Below are 17,569 nucleotides of genomic sequence, written 5' to 3'. Positions count from 1 at the left end.
CGCCGGTGGCTGAGCTTGTCTTTTGCCGGCGGCCCTAGATCAGGGCATCGGAGAGGTGGTTAGGGGTTCCGAACCGGTGCGCGGTGATGCTCACGGCCTGCTCGTGCAGGAACGGCAGCAGCTCCACCCGCCCCGCTTCCGTGACCGGGTGGGCGTACACCGCAAGATCGGGCCGTCCGCCTGTCGCATCGGCCAGCGCGGAGGCGTCACCGCCGATCAGGCGGATGCGGCCACCGGACAGCTTGCCCGCGGAGGCGAGCCGTCCCGCCGAAGCCAGCCAGCCGGCGTCGGACTCCACCGTCACCTCGATGTCCTGTGCGGTGAGCACGGCGCGCAGTTGGGCGGGAAGTTCGACGGCGGTGGAGACGGTGAGAGTCGAGCCCGCCAGTACACCGGCCGCCACAGTCCGCACGAGGTGTGCCAGCGGCGCACCTTCGGAGAGGCGGATGGTGACGGGGAGGTTCCGGTAGCGGAAGATGTTGCGTTCCGCGCTCAAACCTGAGACGTCCTTGGCCGTGCCGAACTCGTCAGCCCAGGCGGCGGCGTCGGAGGCCAGGGCACGCTGGACAGACGCAAGCTCTGCGGGCTGCAGGGCGGGGCCGGCCGCGTCGAGGATCCGGCGGACTCCCGCGTGCGTCACGGCGGCGGTGGCTGTACTGGTGGCAGGTGCCCACCCGCCCAGGCCGGCAAGGTAGTTGGGGCCGCCGGCCTTGGTGCCGGCGCCCACGGCGGATTTCTTCCAGCCGCCGAACGGCTGGCGCTGCACGATGGCGCCGGTGATGCCGCGGTTGACGTAGAGGTTGCCGGCCTGGATGGTGTCCAGCCAGATGCCCAGTTCCTCGGAGTTGAGCGAGTGCAGGCCTGCGGTGAGGCCGTACTCGATCTGGTTCTGGATGGCGATGGCTTCTTCCAGGGTTTCGGCGGTCATCACGCCCAGGACGGGGCCGAAGAACTCGGTCAGGTGGAAGTAGGAGCCGCGCTTGACGCCGTAGCGCACGCCCGGGCTCCAGAGCCGTCCGGTGTGGTCCAGCTTCTTCGGTTCCACGGCCCAGTCTTCGCCCTCACCCAGGGTGGTGAGCGCGTTGAGGAGCTTGCCGTTGGCGGGTTCGATGATGGGGCCCATCTGGCTGGTGGGGTCCTGGGGGTAGCCCACCTTGAGCGAGGTGACGGCGTCGATCAGCTGGTTGTGGAACCGCTTGGACTTGGCCACGGAGCCCACCAGGATCACCAGTGAGGCCGCGGAGCATTTTTGGCCGGCGTGGCCGAACGCGGAGTAGGCCACGTCCTTGGCTGCCAGGTCCAGGTCGGCGCTGGGGGTGACGATGATGGCGTTCTTGCCGCTGGTCTCGGCCAGCAGCGGCAGGTCCTTGCGGAAGGACCTGAACAGTTCGGCGGTTTCGTAGCCGCCGGTGAGGATCACGCGGTCCACGGCCGGGTGGCTGATCAGCTGCCGGCCGAGCTCCCGCTCCCCCAGCTGCACCATGGTCAGGACGTCCTTCGGGACGCCGGCTTCCCACAGCGCCTCCACCATGACCGCACCGCTGCGGGCGGCCTGCTTGGCAGGTTTGATGACGACGGCGGAGCCGGCGGCGAGTGCCGCCAGCGTGGATCCTGCCGGGATGGCAACCGGGAAGTTCCACGGCGGGGTCACCACGGTGAGCTTGGCTGGGACGAACGTGGCGCCGTCGACCGCGTCCAGGCGGCGTGCGGACTCGGCGTAGTAGTGCGCGAAGTCCACTGCCTCGCTGACCTCGGGATCGCCCTGGTCGATGGTCTTGCCGGTTTCGCTGGCCATGACTTCCAGGAGGTCGGCGCGGCGCGCCTCGAGGATGTCGCCGGCACGGTGCAGGATCTCCGCACGCTCGTCGCCGGACAGGGCACCCCAAGCTTTGCCCTTCTCGATGGCGGTTTCGATGGCGGTGGTGAGCGCGGCTTCGTCGTTGATGAAGGCGGCCTTCACCGAGGCGTCGCCGAGGGCGGAGGACGGGACGCGCTCCAGGATGGCACGGCCCCAGGTGCGGTTGGCGGGCAGCGCGGGGTCGGTATCGGGGGTGTTTCCGAAGCCGGTGTGAGGCAAGGCCGCCGGGGCCAGATTCCGGTCCTGCCGGCGGTTGGGCAGCGGAACGGTGTTGTCCAGGGCTTCCAGCGAGGCGAGGAAGCGCTGCTTTTCGCGCTCGAACAGGCCCTCGTTTTCGCTGAGCTCGAATACTGCCGACATGAAGTTTTCCTGGCTGGCGCCCTCTTCGAGGCGGCGGATCAGGTAGGCGATGGCGACGTCGAACTCGGCCGGGTGGACCACCGGGGTGTAGAGCAGCAGGGAGCCGACGTCCTTTTTGACGGCTTCCGCCTGGCCCTGCGCCATGCCCAGCAGCATCTCGAATTCGATGCCGGATTCCACGCCGCGTTGCTTGGCCAGCAGCCAGGCGAAGGCGATGTCGAACAGGTTGTGGCCGGCCACGCCGATCCGGATGTTCTTGATCCGGTCCGGGTGCAGCGCATAGTTGATGACCCGCTTGTAGCTGGTGTCCGAATCCTGCTTGGATCCCCAGGTGGCCAGCGGCCAGTCGTGCAGGGAGGATTCCACCTGCTCCATGGGGAGGTTGGCGCCCTTGACCACGCGGACCTTGATGCCGGCGCCGCCGTTGGCACGGCGCTCCGCAGCCCAGTCCTGCAGCCGGATCATGGCGGACAGTGCGTCCGGGAGGTAGGCCTGAAGCACGATGCCGGCTTCGAGGTCCTTGAACTCGGGCTTGTCCAGGATCCTGGTGAAGACCGCGATGGTCATGTCCAGGTCCTTGTACTCTTCCATGTCCAGGTTGATGAACTTGGCCCTGGTACCCGGGCCGGCGAAGGAGTTGGCGCGCTGGAACAGCGGGGTGAGCTTTTCGACGACGTGTTCCACTGCTTCGTCGAAGGCCCAGGCGGAGTGCGGGGCCACGGTGGAGGAGACCTTGATGGAGACGTAGTCGACGTCGGGGCGGGCCAGCAGGGTGTGGGTGCCTTCGAGCCGGCGGGTGGCCTCGTGTTCGCCGAGGACTGCCTCGCCGAGCAGGTTGACGTTGAGCTTGACGCCGTCCTTCTTGATCTTGGCGATGGCGGGGCCAAGCTTGGCGTCGGTGGCGTCAACGATCAGGTGGCCCACCATTTCGCGCAGGACCCTGCGGGCCACCGGGATGACCACCTGGGGCAGGACGGGGGCCATGGTGCCGCCGAGCGCCACAGCGCTGCGCATGTACCAGGGCAGGAAGGCCGGAACCTTGGGGGCCAGCGTGGCCAGGTTGCGGGCGGCGACGTTCAGGTCCTCGGGCCGGACCACGCCGTCCACGAATCCGACGGTGAACTCCAGGCCGTTGGGGTCCTTGAGCACGCCGGCCAACTGCTGGGCGGAGGCGTCGACGGGGACCTTCGACGCCTCCGTGAGCCAGCGGCGGACCAAGGTGACCGCTTCATCGGCGAGTGCCTTCGCCTGGCGGACGTCGACGTCGACCGTCTGCGGCGTGGCAGCGACTGCGACTGCCGGTTCCATTGCAACGTGGGTCATGATTTTTCCCGATCTTTCTGGCTGTGGGAGGAGGTCTTTCCACCAGTATGAGCTTCGAGTCACATAAGATAAAGCGATCTTTTCCAACCAATACAGGTTAGAAAAGCCAATGCTTCCGAGGCCCTCAAAACCCCCGCTCACCTTTGACGCCCATACCCCCAACCCCCGCTCAGATCCTGCGCTTAAATTCCAAACGCCCGCTCACATTTAGCGGATAAACAAGGACCCCTCCTGGACGTGATGCGCAGGAGGGGTACCTGTTCTAACCGAATGTGAGCGGGCGTTTCAGGAAAAACCGCCAGACGTGAGCGGGCGTTCCGGGAATAACCGCCAGACGTGAGCGGGCGTCGGGAGGTGTTAGGCCAGGGGGCGGTGCATGTCTGCGAGCTCCTGGTGGCGCGGGCTGTTGGGGTTCATCAGCGAGTGCTTGCGTCCGTAGCCGAAGTAGATCACCAGGCCGATGATGAGCCACACCACGAACCGCAGCCAGGTTTCCCAGTGCAGCTGCAGCATCAGGAAGGCCGAGGCGAGCACACCGAATGCCGGGATCACGGGCATCAGGGGCAGGCGGAAGGTACGGGGCGCGTCCGGCCGCTTGTAACGGAAGATGATCACGGACAGGCAGACGACGACGAACGCGGCCAGGATGCCGATATTGGTCAGGTCCGCGACCGCCTTGATGGGGAAGACGCCGGCCAGGAAGGCCGAGGCGATGCCACCGATCCAGGTGACCCGCTGGGGCGTGCCGTTGTGGTCCGTCTTGGCGAACCAGCCCGGCAGCAGGCCGTCGCGGCTCATGGAGAACCAGACGCGGGTCACGCCCAGGAGGAAGGTGAGCATCACGGTGAGGATGGACAGCACGGCGAACACCGAGATGATGGTGGCGATGACCGGCAGGCCCACGGAGGTGAACGCCGAGGCGAAGCCCGCCTTGGGGTCGATGTCCTTGTAGTTCTGCATGCCAGTGAGGACAAGCGTGGCGGCAACGTAGAGCAGCATGGCAATGATGAGCGAGAGCACGATGGCCTTGGGCATGTGCTTCTTGCCGTCCTTGGCTTCCTCGGCCGCCGTGCTCATGGCGTCGTAGCCGAACACGGCGAAGAAGACGGTGGCGGAGCCGGCAACCACGGGGCCGAAGCCGCTGGGCATGAACGGGTTGTAGTTGTTGGTGTCGATGTAGAACACGCCAAGCCCGATGATGAAGAGGATCAGGACCACCTTGATGCCCACGGCCACGAGTTCGAACCTGCCGAACGCCCTGGTTCCGCGGGACAGGATCCAGGTGACCAGGAGGCAAACCAGGATGGCAGGGACGTTGATGATGCCGCCCTTGCCTTCGTCAAAGGTGGAGGTCATCGCGGCCGGCAGGTGGATGCCAATGCCGGCGAGGAAGGCGTCCAGGTAGCCGGAGATGCCGATGGCCACCACCGCGACGATGGCAATGTATTCCAGCAGCAGGTCCCAGCCGATGAACCAGCCGATAACCTCCCCGAGCGCCACATACCCGTAGGTGTAGGCCGAGCCGGCGCGCGGGATCATGCCCGCGAATTCCGCGTAGGAGAGGGCCGCGGCCGCGGAGGCGAGGCCTGCGATCAGGAAGGAGATCAGTACCGCGGGCCCCACCCCGGGAGTTCCATCGCTGCCGGCCGCCACCAGCCCCGCGAGCGAGAAGATGCCGACGCCGATAATGCCGCCAACACCGATGGCGGTGAGCTGCCACAGCCCGAGGGACTTGAAGAGGCCGCTGTGCTTACTTTCTTCTTCGATGTCATCGATGGGCTTACGCCGCATGATCGACTGGGTCATGTCTCTACTCATCAGGAACTCCTGCTTTTGGGGTGCGACCCCGCCGCGGCACGCCATGTGAATTGGCTGTGACGGGGGTAACTCGGTTCCAACAGTATGCGTGGGCGGTTGCGTTAGATAAAGTGAATCCTTCTAACCAATATTGATTAGTTTCAGTCAGGAATCCGCTATGCTCGACGTCCGCCGGCTCCGGCTCCTGCGTGAGTTAAGCATCCGCGGGACACTCGCCGAGGTGGCTGAGGCACTGCAGTACAGCCCGTCGTCGGTGTCGCAGCAGCTTGCACTCCTGGAGAAGGAGGTAGGCGTGGAGCTGCTCCGGAAAACCGGGCGCCGCGTGCAGCTCACACCCCAGGCCGAAGTACTCGTTGCCCATACCGCGCAGCTGCTCGAAACCATGGAGCAGGCCGAGGCAGACCTGGCCGCGTCCCTGACCACGGTGACCGGGACGGTGCGGATCGCGGTGTTCCAATCGGCCGCGCTGGCGCTGATGCCGGACACGCTGACGCGCATGGCCGCCGCCTACCCCGAGGTGCGGATCGAGATGATCCAGCGGGAGCCGGAGACGGCGCTGCACGAGACCTGGGCGCGGGACTTCGACCTGGTGGTCGCTGAGCAGTACCCGGGGCACGCTGCCCCGCGCTACCCCGAACTGGACCGGGTGAAGCTGACCACCGACGCCATCCGGCTCGCCGTTCCCCCGGCCTCCGGCGGCGGCCCGGCCATCCGGTCGCTGGCGGACACGGCGGCCCTGGCCTGGGTCATGGAACCGCGGGGTGCCGCGTCCCGCCACTGGGCGGAGCAGGCGTGCCGCAGCGCCGGGTTCGAGCCCGATGTCCGTTTTGAAACCGCAGACCTGCAGGCACAGGCCCGCCTGATCGAGTCCGGCAACGCAGTGGCGCTGATGCCGGACCTGGTGTGGACCGGCCGCGGCACCACGGCGGAACTCCTTGAGCTTCCCGGCAAGCCGCACCGCACCATCTTCACCTCGGTCCGCCGCTCCAGTGCACAGCGCCCGGCGATCCTGGCAGCCCGCGAGACGCTTGCCGCGGCCGCCGCGGCGGTGGCGGGGAACGACGCCGGGTGACCGGCCGTCGTCGTCCGTGACTCCTGTGTTTCCTGCGTCACTGCGGGGTGAGTGAGCACGGGTCTAGACTGGACCCGTTATGAATCGAACAATGTTCAAGTCCAAAATCCACCGGGCCACCGTCACGCACGCCGACCTGCATTACGTCGGCTCGGTCACCGTTGACCTTGACCTGCTTGAGGCTGCGGACATCCTTCCCGGCGAGCTGGTGTCCATCGTGGACGTCACCAACGGGGCGCGGCTGGAGACGTACACCATCGCAGGTGAGCGCGGCTCCGGCGTGATCGGCATCAATGGTGCGGCGGCGCACCTCATGCACGAGAACGACATTGTCATCCTTATTACCTACGCGCAGATGACCACTGAGGAAGCCAAGGCGTACGAGCCCCGGGTGGTCCATGTGGACCAGGACAACCGGATCATCCAACTGGGCAACGACCCCGCCGAGGGCCTCACCGCCGGCATGACGCGTCCGCCGTTCGCGCTGAACAACGCCACCCTCTGAACCCGGGGCGTGAACTCCGGTAGACGCTTCCGCCGCGCTCGCGGAGGGATCCCGTGCTAGGGGTCCTGGCGGGATTCTTCGTGGTCTGGTGCATCATCCTGGTGGGATGGTTCGTTGGCCGGCAGAACATCCTGGGCGAGAACGCGCGGCCGGTACTGAGCGGCCTGACCTTCTTCGTGGCGAGCCCCGCGCTGCTTTTCGAAACCCTGAGCAAGGCGCGTCTCCACGAGGTCTTCGCCGAGCCTTTGCTGGTGACGGCGGTGGCAGCGATCACCACGGCATCAATCTTTTTCCTGCTCGCACGGTTTTGGCTGAAGCGGGCGCTCCCGGAATCGCTGATGTCCGCCATGTCGGCCTCGCTGGCGAACTCGGCAAACCTGGGTATTCCCATCGCGGTATATGTCCTGGGTGACGCCAGCTACGTGGCACCGCTGCTGATCTTCCAGCTGGCGTTCTTCACTCCGATGTTCCTGATGCTCCTCGATTCAAGCACCAGCGCCCACCGCACCACTCCCCTGCGCTTTGTGCTGATGATCCTGCGGAACCCGATGATCGTCGGCTCCGCCCTGGGCCTGGTGGTGGCCGGCACCGGATTCCAGGTCCCGCCGCTGGTGATGGAGCCCATCCACCTGATCGGCGGCGCCGCGATTCCCGCCATGCTGATCGCGTTCGGGATGAGCTTGAACGGCACCCGCCCCTTGCAGGCCTCCGCCCGGCGCCGCGTGGACACCCTGCTGGCGAGTGGCTTCAAGCTTGCCGTCCAGCCGGCCCTCGCCTACGTTTTCGCCCGCTTTGCGCTCGGGATGGATGGCCACGCCCTGTTCGCGGTGGTGGTCACCTCGGCGCTGCCCACTGCCCAGAACGTGTTCGTCGCCGCCAGCCGCTACCAGACCGGGCTCACCGTGGCCAAGGACACCGTGCTGATCACCACCGTGGTGGCGGTGCCGGCGATGATCGGCGTCGCGCTCCTGTTGGCATAGCTTTTGACCGCATGACCCCAGCTTGGAGGGCTGATGAATACCATTCTTGACACCGTGGTGATCGGCGGCGGCGCCATGGGCTCGGCCGCCGCCTGGGCGCTTTCCCGCCGCGGCCGCCAGGTGACGCTGGTGGAGCAATTCGGTCCCGGACACAAGATCGGCGCGTCGCACGGCGCCACCCGGAACCTGAATCCCGGCTACCACCAGCCGGACTACGTGGCCATGTTGGCTGAGGGATTGTCGCTGTGGGAGGAACTGGAGCAGGAAAGCGGCGGGCAGCTGCTGGCGCGCACGGGCATCGTCAACCACGGGCCCGGTTTCGACCCGCAGCAGGTTGCCTCCGCGCTCACGTCGGCCGGGATCCGCGCCGAATTCCTGGCGCCGGAGGAAGCCGGTGAGCGGTGGCGCGGCATCCGCTTCGACCGGCAGGTCCTGCATATGCCCGACGGCGGCCAGCTCAATCCGGAGGCAGCGCTTCCTGCGTTCCAGCGGCTGGCCGCGGCCCGGGGCGCCGAGATCAGGCACCACACCAAGGTGGTGGACTTCGAGGTGTTCGACGACGGCGTGCGGCTGACGCTCGAAGACGCTGCGGGCACCGAGGTGGTCACCGCAGCCCAGGCGGTGGTGACTGCCGGCGGCTGGACGGAGAAGCTGCTGGCCACCGCCGCCGGGAAGGATGCGCCCGGTGTGCGGATCCCGAAGCTGCGGGTCACGCAGGAGCAGCCGGCGCATTTCCGGGTGGCGGACGCCGGGGCAGTGTGGCCGGGGTTCAACCACTACCCGGGCGCGGACTACCGGGGCTGGTACTCCCCCGTGTACGGCATGCGGACCCCCGGCGAAGGCATCAAGGCCGGCTGGCACGGTGTGGGCCCCGTTGTGGATCCGGACCACCGGGATTTCCTGCCGGAGCCGGCCCAGCTCGCCGCCCTGCAGGACTACGCCCGGCAGTGGCTCCCGGGCGTCGACGCAGAGCAGTTCGAGGCCATCAGCTGCACCTACACCACCACCCCTGACGAGGACTTCATCCTGGACCGGGTGGGGCCGGTGGTGATCGGCGCAGGGTTCTCCGGCCACGGCTTCAAGTTCACGCCGGTGATCGGCCGGATCCTGGCGGACCTTGCTACCGGGACGCGGGACGCGCCGGCCATCTTCCGGGCGTCCCGGTAGCTGGAGCTGCCCGGTAGCTGGAGCTGCCCAGTAGCTGGAGCTGCCCGCTGGCCGGGGCGTCCCGCTAGTTCTGGCTGCCCTCCACGCTGGTGGGGACCGGCTGCTCCTCTGCCTTCCCGGCGTCATCAGCCTTCACCGCCGGCATGGCCAGCACGGCTGCCACGGTGATCAGCCCGGCCACCAGCGCCGCCAGGAATACGGCCCCGGATGCGCTGATCACCGTGGCGGGATCGGTGTTGCCGCCGCTGCTGCCGCCGTAGATGGCATTGGCCACGGCACCGAAGACGGCCACGCCGAGGGCGCTGCCGATGGAACGGGCGAACATGTTGGTGCTGGTCACCACGCCGCGTTCGTGCCACGGCACGCTGGACTGGGCGGAGATGAGCGTGGGCGTGGCCAGCAGGCCCAGGCCGAGCCCGACGATGAAGCAGCTGATGGCGATCAGCGCCACGTTGGGCGAAGAGGCCGTCAGCGCCAGGATCAGCAGCCCCGCCACGGAAATGGCGATGCCGATCAGGGCGGTGGATTTGAAGCCGATCCTCAGGTAGAACTTGCCGGCCTGCGAGGCGCTGAGGGGCCAGCCGAGGGTCAGGGCGGCGAGCGCCAGGCCGGCCACCAGCGGCGAGGAGGACAGGGCACCCTCCAGGTAGGTGGGCACGTAGGAGGTCAGGCCGATCATGACCGCCCCGACCCCGAAGGACACCAGGGTGGTGGTAGCCAGCAGGCGGCGGGACACCACCCATGCCGGCAGGATGGGTTCCGCCGCGCGCCGCTCCACCAGGAGGAACGCGACCAGCAGGACGGCGCCCACCGTGAACACGGCAATGCTGATGGGAGAGTTCCACGCCCAGGCCTGGCCGCCTTGCAGGGCGCCGAGGATCAGCAGGCCCAGGGATCCTGCCAGCAGCACCGCGCCGGCATAATCCACTTTGTGCTTGGCGCGTTCCACGTCCTCGTGGAGGGTGCGGACCAGCATCCAGCCCGCCAGCAGGCAGAGCGGCACGTTGACCAGGAAGATGCCGCGCCAGATGCCCAGCGCGGAGAAGATGCCGCCCAGGCTGGGGCCCACCACCGAGGAGACGGCCCACACGCTGGCCAGGTAGCCCTGGACCTTGGCGCGTTCCTGAAGCGTGTAGATGTCGCCGGCGATGGTGACGGCAACCGGCAGCACCGCACCCGCGCCGAGTCCCTGCAGTGCCCGGAAGGCGATCAGGGAGGGCATGCTCCACGCCACGCCGCAGAGGACCGAGCCAAGCAGGAACAGGCCAATACCAGTGAGGATGATGGGCTTGCGGCCTGTCATGTCGGACAGTTTGCCGTAGATGGGCACCGAAACCGCCTGCGCCAGGAGGTAGGCGGAGAAGAGCCAGGGGAAGGAGGAGAAGCCGCCCACGTCGCGGACGATCGACGGCACAGCGGTGGCGACGATGGTGGAATCGATGGCCACCAGTCCGGTGGACAGCATCAAAGCGATGAGAATCGGGCCCCGTTCGGAACGGAACCCCACTCCCTGGGCGCGGGCGGTCATCATCAGTCTCGTTTCAGTCTTTTTGGGTCCCTGTTACCTCCACTCTAGGTACCCACGACCGACGCCGACTACCGTCTGCCCTGGTGTGCGTCCAGGAGCCGGGCGCAGCGGATGAAGCCCAGGTGCGAATAGGCCTGCGGATGGTTGCCCAAGTGGGTCTCGGTGCCGGGGTCGTATTCCTCCGGGAGCAGTCCGGTGGGGCCGAAGAGGTTCACCAACTGGTCGAACAGGTCCCAGGCCTCATCGATGCGGCCCACGGCAACGTAGGCTTCGATCAGCCACGTGGTGCAGATGTGGAACCCGCCCTCCAGGCCCGGCAGGCCGTCGTCGTACCGGTAGCGGAACACGGTGGGGCCCACCCGCAGTTCCCGTTCCACGGCGGTGACGGTGTCCAGGAAGCGCTGGTCCGTGACCTCCAGCAGGCCCGAAAGCCCGATGTGCAGGACGGCGGCGTCGAGGTCGGGGCTGTCGTAGGCCACCGTGTAGGACTGGGCCGATTCGTCCCAGCCCTCGCGCAGCACCTCATCGCGGATGGTGGCCGCCGTCGGCGCCCAGGCCGGGTCCGGCTGGCGGCCATGGCGGTCCGCCGTCCGCAGCGCCCGGTCGAGGGTGACCCAGCACATCACCTTTGAATAGACGTGGTGGCGGGCCGCTCGCCGGGCCTCCCAGATCCCGTGGTCCGGTTCGTGCCAACGGGCCAGGACGGCCGATGCCATCTGCACCATCAGTTCCCAGTGGGGGTCGTCAAGGGAGCCCTCCCGTTCACTGAGCGCATGGATCAGTTCGGCGACGGGCCCAAAGACGTCGAGCTGGACCTGGTGGTCCGCGGCGTTTCCGATCCGCACCGGGCGGGAACCGGCGTACCCCGGGAGGCTGTCGACGACGGCCTCCGTGGAGAGCGGCGCGCCGGTCACCGAGTACAGGGGGTGCAGCCATTCGGGGCCGGGTGCGTGCTCGAGGATGCGGCCCAGCCAGTCCAGGAAGCCCGCCGCCTCAGCGGTGGAGCCCAGGTCCACCAGCGCGTTGACCGTCATGGACCCGTCCCGGAGCCAGCAGTACCGGTAATCCCAGTTCCGTGTCCCGCCGATCCCCTCGGGCAGGGACGTGGTGGGCGCGGCGAGGACGGCGCCCGTGGGCTCATGCACCAAGGCGCGGAGCACCAGGGCCGAGCGCCGCACCAGGGAGGGTTTGACGGAGGGCAGGGCGAGGTCCTGCACCCACTGGCGTGAGCGCAGCGCCACTCCGGCCCGCCGCTCCGTCTCACCCTGAGGGTCCGCGGGCTGCGGTTCGGTATCGCCGCAGCGCAGGTTCAACACCACCGGGCCGTCCTGCAGGTTCACGGAAGCCGTGGCTGTAGCGTGGACGCCGTCCGAGGTGATGCTGAAGGTCACGCCCGGAGCGAAAAGGATGATGGGCTCAGAGGTTCCCACCACGTGCAGTTCTCCGCCGCGGGCCTCCAGGCTGAACGGCGCGTTGGCGTAGTCCGGCCGGGGAGCGAAGGTGATCCTGGCGGCGCCATGGCCGGACAGCACCCGCACCAGGCTGGTAATGCCGTCCGGGGCGGGCTCCAGGTAGTCGGTAACCGTGACGTCCGCCCACCGGGTTTCGACGATCATGGTGCTGTCCACATACCGCTGGCCCAGCACCTGTGAGGCTTTGACCGGTTCGACGGAGAAGTGGCCGGCGGCGTCGCCGCCCAGGATGTGGGCAAACAGGGACCCGGAATCCGGCAGCGGGTGGCTCATCCAGCAGATCTTCGCGTCCGGGGTCAGCAGCGCGGTGGAGGATCCGTTGCCGATCATCGAGTGCCGTTCCAGGCCCACGGCGTCCTCCCCGAACAACCAGGCCCGGCGCAGTTCGAAGAGGAGGGCAAGGACGCGGGCGAAGGCTTCCGGGTCACGGACACGATGCGCGGCGGCGGTCTCCCCCGGCCCTACCCGCAGCCCCAGGTCCGGGCCGCGCAGGGTGGCGATGGCCAGTTCATCGCTGTAGGCATCCCCGGCGAACATGGCGGCGCTTGCCCCGAGCCGGGACCGCAGGATTTCCAGCGCCTCGGCCTTGGATGGTTCCACCACGGAGAGGTCCAGCACGGAGCCGTCCACGATGAAGAAGAGCCCATGGAGGCGGGCAATCTCGCGGGCGGTTTCCGTTACCGATTCCACCACCTCCGGCGGTGCAGGCCGGGTGTGGACGGACACCGCCACGGGTTTGCGTTCAATCCAGATGCCCTCCTGGAAGCCCACGGCCTCGTTAAGGGCGGTGTTGACCTTTTGCAGGACGGATTCGGTGGCCAGCGTTTGGGCGTGCGCGAAGCCCATGTCCGGCTCCGCTCCGTGCGACCCGATGAGGTGCACCTCCACGGGCAACCGCGACACCGCCGCCAGGTCACGGAGTGACCGGCCCGAAATGATTGCCGCGTGGGTGTTGGGCAGTGCCGCCAGAGCGCGCAGGGCGATGGCCGCATTGCCCAGGGGAAGGACCTCGGTGGAGATGCCTTCGGCCTCGCACAGGGTCCCGCCGTAGTTGCAGGCCACCAGCAGGGACGGTACGCGGGCCAGCACCTTGAGTTCAGCCAAGAGCCCCGGGGTCAGCCCGTTGCCGGCCGCGTCCGACTGGATGAAGGTGCGGAGCATGTCCAGCGGGAGGGAGCGGGTGAGCAGCGCGGATTCCGCCACGCTTTGGTTCAACGGCGTAGGCATCCAGGTACCCCTTCGAGGCAGGACCAGGCCGGGAACACAGCCGCTGGATCGCCTGCGGACTACCGGTTGGTGCCCCGCCCGGAAATCCCAGCAATCCCTGACGGGGCAGTACCCATCTTCAGCCGCGGGGGTTTCCCCCGAAAGTCGCTTTCATTGCGTCCGTGTAAAAGCAGCGGACAGGGCCCGGGGGCACCGCGTGCGGCGAAGCCCTCAGGCGCCCACCCTGGCCAGTCCGGCGGCCTCGGCCAGCAGCTCGACGGAGCGCAGCCGCGCCTCGGTGCCGGTGCTCTGGTGCGCCACGATGAGTTCGTCGGCGTCGGCGTGCTTGCCGAAATCAGCCAGGTAGTCCACCACGGCGTCCGGCGTCCCCACCGCAGAGTAGCGCATCATCTGGGCGACGTGCTGTCCCTGCGGGGAGTCCAGGATCATGTCCGCCTCATCGTCAGTGAACTCGCGGCCGCCGCCGAAGAACAGCGAGACGCGGGCACGCTTGGTGGCCTGGAACATGGCCTGCGCCTCGGAAGCGGAATCGGCGGCGATCACGTTGACGCCGGCGATCACGTGCGGCGCATCCAGCTGCGCGGAGGGCTTGAACTCGCGGCGGTAAATGGCCACGGCGTCCTGCAGGGCGGCGGGGGCAAAGTGCGAGGCGAAGGCGTAGGGCAGGCCAAACTGCGCCGCCAGCCGGGCGCCGAACAGGGACGAGCCCAGGATGTACAGCGGAACGTTGGTCCCCTTGCCCGGGGTGGCCTCGACGCCCTCGATGCGGGTGGGGCCGGTCAGGTAGCCCTGCAGTTCAAGGACGTCCTGCGGGAAGCTGTCCGCGGACATCGGGTCCCGGCGCAGGGCACGCATGGTGTTCTGGTCACTGCCCGGTGCCCGGCCCAGGCCCAGGTCGATCCGGCCCGGGTGCAGGGTTTCCAGGGTTCCGAACTGTTCCGCGATGGTCAGCGGCGAGTGGTTGGGCAGCATGATGCCCCCGGCGCCCAGCCGGATGCTCTCTGTGTGGGCAGCCACGTGCGCGATCAGCACGCTGGTGGCGGAGGAAGCGATGGAGGACATGTTGTGGTGCTCCGCGTACCAGACCCGCCGGTACCCCAGCTTCTCGGCGCTCTGCGCCATGGCCACGCTGCCCGCGAAGCTCTCCGCCGCCGTCTGGCCTTTGCCGATGGTTGCCAGGTCAAGGATGGAGAGGGGAAGAGTCACGTCAGGTGCCGGCCTTTCAAGAACGTTGCGAGGGTGCGTGCCGGCCGGACTGCGGCGGGCACTAAGTGCATAACGACGGCGGGCCCCGGCTTATTTCTGTGAGATGCGGAATACTCAGCACACTGATGATGTTGCCGCCCCTATGAGCCAAGATTCAACGAAGCAGCTGGAACTGTCCGGAACGATCGACCTCAAGGACTTGGGAACCGTGCACCGGCTCGGTTTTGGTGCCATGCGCATCGTGGGCGACGGGGTCTGGGGTGAGCCCGCAGACCGCGCCGCCGCCGTGTCCGTACTGCGCCGCGCCGTGGAGCTCGGCGTGGATTTCATCGACACCGCAGACTCCTATGGCCCCAACATCAGCGAGGAAATCATCGCCGAGGCCCTGCACCCCTACAAGGCGGGGCTGAAGATCGCCACCAAGGTGGGCTTCACCCGCACCGGTCCCAACAAGTGGATCCCCGTGGGCCGTCCCGAATACCTGCGCCAGCAGACGGAACTGAGCCTGCGCAAGCTGAAGGTGGACACCCTGGACCTGCTGCAGCTGCACAGGATCGATCCCAAGGTGGACGCCGAGGAACAGTTCGGCGTGCTGCGCCAACTCCAGGACGAGGGCAAGGTCCGTGCCCTGGGCCTCTCGCAGGTGGGCGTGGCGGAGCTGGAAGCGGCCGGAAAGCACTTCACCGTGTCCACTGTCCAGAACCGCTACAACCTGACCGACCGGTCCTCTGAGGACGTGCTGCGGTACTCGGAAGACAATGGCATCGGGTTCATCCCGTGGGCACCCATTTCCGCGGGCGAACTCGCCAAGCCGGGCGGACCGCTGGATGAAGCCGCCAAGCGCCTGGGCGCCACCACCTCCCAGGTGGCCCTCGCCTGGCTGCTGCGCCGCTCCCCCGCGATGATGCCCATCCCCGGCACCGGTTCCGTGGCCCACCTCGAAGAAAACATGGCCGCCGCAGGCATCACGCTCGACGACGATACGTACGCCGAGCTCGAAGCCGCCGGCAAGTAGAAACCCAGAGACAGGAGAAACACCATGGCAAACATCCTGATGGTCGTCTCGGCCGCAGATTCCCTCACCATGAAGGACGGCAGCGAACACCCCACCGGCTACTGGGCCGAGGAACTGGTGGTATCCCACCAGACCCTGACCGATGCCGGGAACACCGTCCGCATCGCCACCCCCGGCGGCAGGAAGCCCACGGTGGACCAGGTGAGCCTGGCCCCCGAATCGGCAGGCGGCGAGGACCGCGCGCAGGGCTTCCGGGACTACCTGGCGAAGATCGACGGCGAGCTGGCGCACCCGCTGGTCCTCGCCGACGTCGACATCAACGGCTATGACGCCGTGGTGATGCCCGGCGGGCACGGCCCCATGGCCGATCTCTTCAAGGATGCCGACCTGGGCCGCCTGCTGGTGGCAGCGGACAAAGACGGCAAGGTCATCGCCCCGTTCTGCCACGGCCCGGCCGGGCTGCTGGGTGCAACGGACGACGACGGCGGGTTCGCTTTCAAGGGCCGGCGCCTGACGGTCTTCAGCAACGAGGAAGAACTCGGCGGCGGCACGGGTGAGAACACGCCGTGGATGGTGGAAGACGCGCTCAAGGACAAGGGCGCCGTGGTGGAGAACGGGGCCGCCTGGTCCTCCAACGTGGTGCGGGACGGCAACCTCATCACCGGGCAGAACCCACAGTCCAGCGAGGCAGTGGCCAAGGAAGTCCTGGCGGCGCTGTCATAAGGACCCGGTGCCAACCCTGACGCAGTAAAACAGGGGACCAGTTCGCAGTGGACTGGTCCCCTCTTTGCGTGCCGCAGGCGTACGGAGCGGGCCCGGAATATGACCGCCGCGGTCCTGAGGTTAACCGCCGTTACTCCCTGTATCTCCGGGTTTCGCGGCCTTTGGTTCCCCCGGCGGGGCTGCCGGATAGTTGCTGCAACGCGCACATTCCGCCGCATCCCCACCCACCTCCAAGGAGGAACCATTGGCTCCCAAACCCAAGCCGTCCGCCGTCGTGGCGCTTGCCGTCGCAGCGCTGCTGGGGCTGTCCGCTTGCTCCGACCCGGGCGCCTCGGCGGCGACAGCACCGTCGTCGCCATCCACTGCCGGCGCCGCGGGCAAGACCTTCAACCTGTCACCGCAGCAGGACCGCTTCCCGGTGACCAAGGACTCCGCGGCAGCGGCCCTGGTGCCTGAGGCGGTCAAGGCCGACGGCAAGCTCACCGTGGTGACCACGGGCGGGGCGGCGCCGTTGAGCCTGTTCGCCACGGACAACAAGACCCTGATCGGCAGCGAGGTGGACATCGCCTACGCCGTGGGTGAGGCCCTGGGGCTGGACGTCGAGGTCCTGCCCGTCGCCTGGGCTGACTGGCCGCTGGGCATCGAATCGTCCAAGTACGAGGCCGTGCTGTCCAACGTGACCGTCACCGAGGCGCGCAAGGAAAAGTTCGACTTCGCCACGTACCGCAACGACCTGCTGGGTTTCTACGCCAAGAGCGACTCCGGCATCGGTGAGGTCAAGGAAGCCAAGGACGTGGCCGGCAAGAGGATCATCGTGGGCTCGGGCACCAACCAGGAAGCGATCCTGGTGCGCTGGGACGAGGAGAACAAGAAGAACGGCCTGGCGCCGGTCCAGTTCCAGTATTACGACGACGACTCGGCCTCAAGCCTGGCCCTCCAGTCCGGACGTGTGGACCTCACGTTCGGACCCAACGCCGCCGCGGCGTACAAGTCCGCGCAGGACGGGAAGACGAAGCAGGTGGGCACGCTGAACGGCGGCTGGCCGCTGACGGCGCAGATCGCCTTCACCGCCAAGAAAGGCAACGGCCTGGCGGTTGCCGCGCAGGCTGCACTGAACCACCTGATTGACGACGGCACTTACGCCAAGATCCTGGACCGCTGGGGCCTTTCCTCCGAGGCCATCCAGAAGTCCGAACTGAACCCGGCGGGCCTGCCCAAGAAGTAGGCGGCCCCCGCCCCCATACCGATGGACAGGGCGAGGAAGTAGTTTATGACTACGTCCTGGCAAAGCAGGGCAGCACGCGAACAGGGAGAT

The 17,569-nt window shown here is 67.5% G+C and carries 12 protein-coding genes; 7 read left to right on the top strand and 5 right to left on the bottom strand.

The features are described from left to right. Positions 1 to 34: 34 nt before the first annotated feature. Entirely contained in the window at positions 35 to 3,541 is a 3,507-nt protein-coding gene (locus AB4Y79_RS13530) for a bifunctional proline dehydrogenase/L-glutamate gamma-semialdehyde dehydrogenase (protein ID WP_441862643.1), read from the bottom strand. Between the two features lie 357 nt (positions 3,542 to 3,898). Beyond that, positions 3,899 to 5,347, bottom strand: coding sequence for an amino acid permease (locus tag AB4Y79_RS13525; RefSeq protein ID WP_441862787.1), 1,449 nt, complete (start codon positions 5,345 to 5,347; stop codon positions 3,899 to 3,901). Between the two features lie 169 nt (positions 5,348 to 5,516). Here AB4Y79_RS13525 and AB4Y79_RS13520 point away from each other — a divergent pair, with 169 nt between their 5' ends. The 4 genes from AB4Y79_RS13520 (at position 5,517) to AB4Y79_RS13505 (ending at position 9,083) form a co-directional block, all read left to right on the top strand. After that, a complete protein-coding gene (locus AB4Y79_RS13520) occupies positions 5,517 to 6,431 on the top strand; it encodes a LysR substrate-binding domain-containing protein (protein WP_441862640.1) in 915 nt (304 codons plus the stop codon). A gap of 79 nt (positions 6,432 to 6,510) precedes the next feature. Then, on the top strand, positions 6,511 to 6,936 hold the full coding sequence (panD, locus tag AB4Y79_RS13515; protein ID WP_441862637.1) for an aspartate 1-decarboxylase: 426 nt from the start codon (positions 6,511 to 6,513) through the stop codon (positions 6,934 to 6,936). Positions 6,937 to 6,989: 53 nt separating this feature from the next. Beyond that, complete coding sequence (locus AB4Y79_RS13510; protein ID WP_441862635.1) at positions 6,990 to 7,916, top strand: AEC family transporter; 927 nt, start codon at positions 6,990 to 6,992, stop codon at positions 7,914 to 7,916. 33 nt (positions 7,917 to 7,949) lie between these two features. Beyond that, positions 7,950 to 9,083 (top strand): FAD-dependent oxidoreductase, encoded by a 1,134-nt coding sequence (locus AB4Y79_RS13505; RefSeq protein ID WP_441862632.1) that lies wholly within the window; start codon positions 7,950 to 7,952, stop codon positions 9,081 to 9,083. Positions 9,084 to 9,147: 64 nt separating this feature from the next. Here the strand turns inward: AB4Y79_RS13505 and AB4Y79_RS13500 are convergent, their stop codons facing one another. The 3 genes from AB4Y79_RS13500 to AB4Y79_RS13490 all read right to left on the bottom strand — a co-directional run bounded on the left by AB4Y79_RS13500 (position 9,148) and on the right by AB4Y79_RS13490 (position 14,516). Beyond that, the gene (locus AB4Y79_RS13500) at positions 9,148 to 10,614 is read right to left on the bottom strand and encodes an MFS transporter (protein WP_441862629.1); all 1,467 of its coding nucleotides are present in this window, start codon (positions 10,612 to 10,614) and stop codon (positions 9,148 to 9,150) included. A gap of 65 nt (positions 10,615 to 10,679) precedes the next feature. Further along, positions 10,680 to 13,310, bottom strand: coding sequence for a trehalase-like domain-containing protein (locus AB4Y79_RS13495; RefSeq protein ID WP_441862626.1), 2,631 nt, complete (start codon positions 13,308 to 13,310; stop codon positions 10,680 to 10,682). Positions 13,311 to 13,520: 210 nt separating this feature from the next. Continuing rightward, positions 13,521 to 14,516 (bottom strand): LLM class flavin-dependent oxidoreductase, encoded by a 996-nt coding sequence (locus tag AB4Y79_RS13490; RefSeq protein ID WP_441862623.1) that lies wholly within the window; start codon positions 14,514 to 14,516, stop codon positions 13,521 to 13,523. Between the two features lie 142 nt (positions 14,517 to 14,658). Here AB4Y79_RS13490 and AB4Y79_RS13485 point away from each other — a divergent pair, with 142 nt between their 5' ends. The 3 genes from AB4Y79_RS13485 to AB4Y79_RS13475 all read left to right on the top strand — a co-directional run bounded on the left by AB4Y79_RS13485 (position 14,659) and on the right by AB4Y79_RS13475 (position 17,479). Continuing rightward, on the top strand, positions 14,659 to 15,531 hold the full coding sequence (locus AB4Y79_RS13485) for an aldo/keto reductase (RefSeq protein WP_441862620.1): 873 nt from the start codon (positions 14,659 to 14,661) through the stop codon (positions 15,529 to 15,531). Between the two features lie 24 nt (positions 15,532 to 15,555). Continuing rightward, positions 15,556 to 16,254, top strand: a complete 699-nt coding sequence (locus AB4Y79_RS13480) for a type 1 glutamine amidotransferase domain-containing protein (RefSeq protein WP_441862617.1) — start codon at positions 15,556 to 15,558, stop codon at positions 16,252 to 16,254. A 244-nt stretch (positions 16,255 to 16,498) separates the two neighbouring features. After that, the gene (locus tag AB4Y79_RS13475) at positions 16,499 to 17,479 is read left to right on the top strand and encodes an ABC transporter substrate-binding protein (protein WP_441862614.1); all 981 of its coding nucleotides are present in this window, start codon (positions 16,499 to 16,501) and stop codon (positions 17,477 to 17,479) included. Positions 17,480 to 17,569: the final 90 nt, after the last annotated feature.

It is taken from the genome of Pseudarthrobacter sp. YAF2 (assembly GCF_052113345.1).
GTDB lineage: Bacteria > Actinomycetota > Actinomycetes > Actinomycetales > Micrococcaceae > Arthrobacter.
This window is presented reverse-complemented; position numbering and strand designations above follow the sequence as displayed.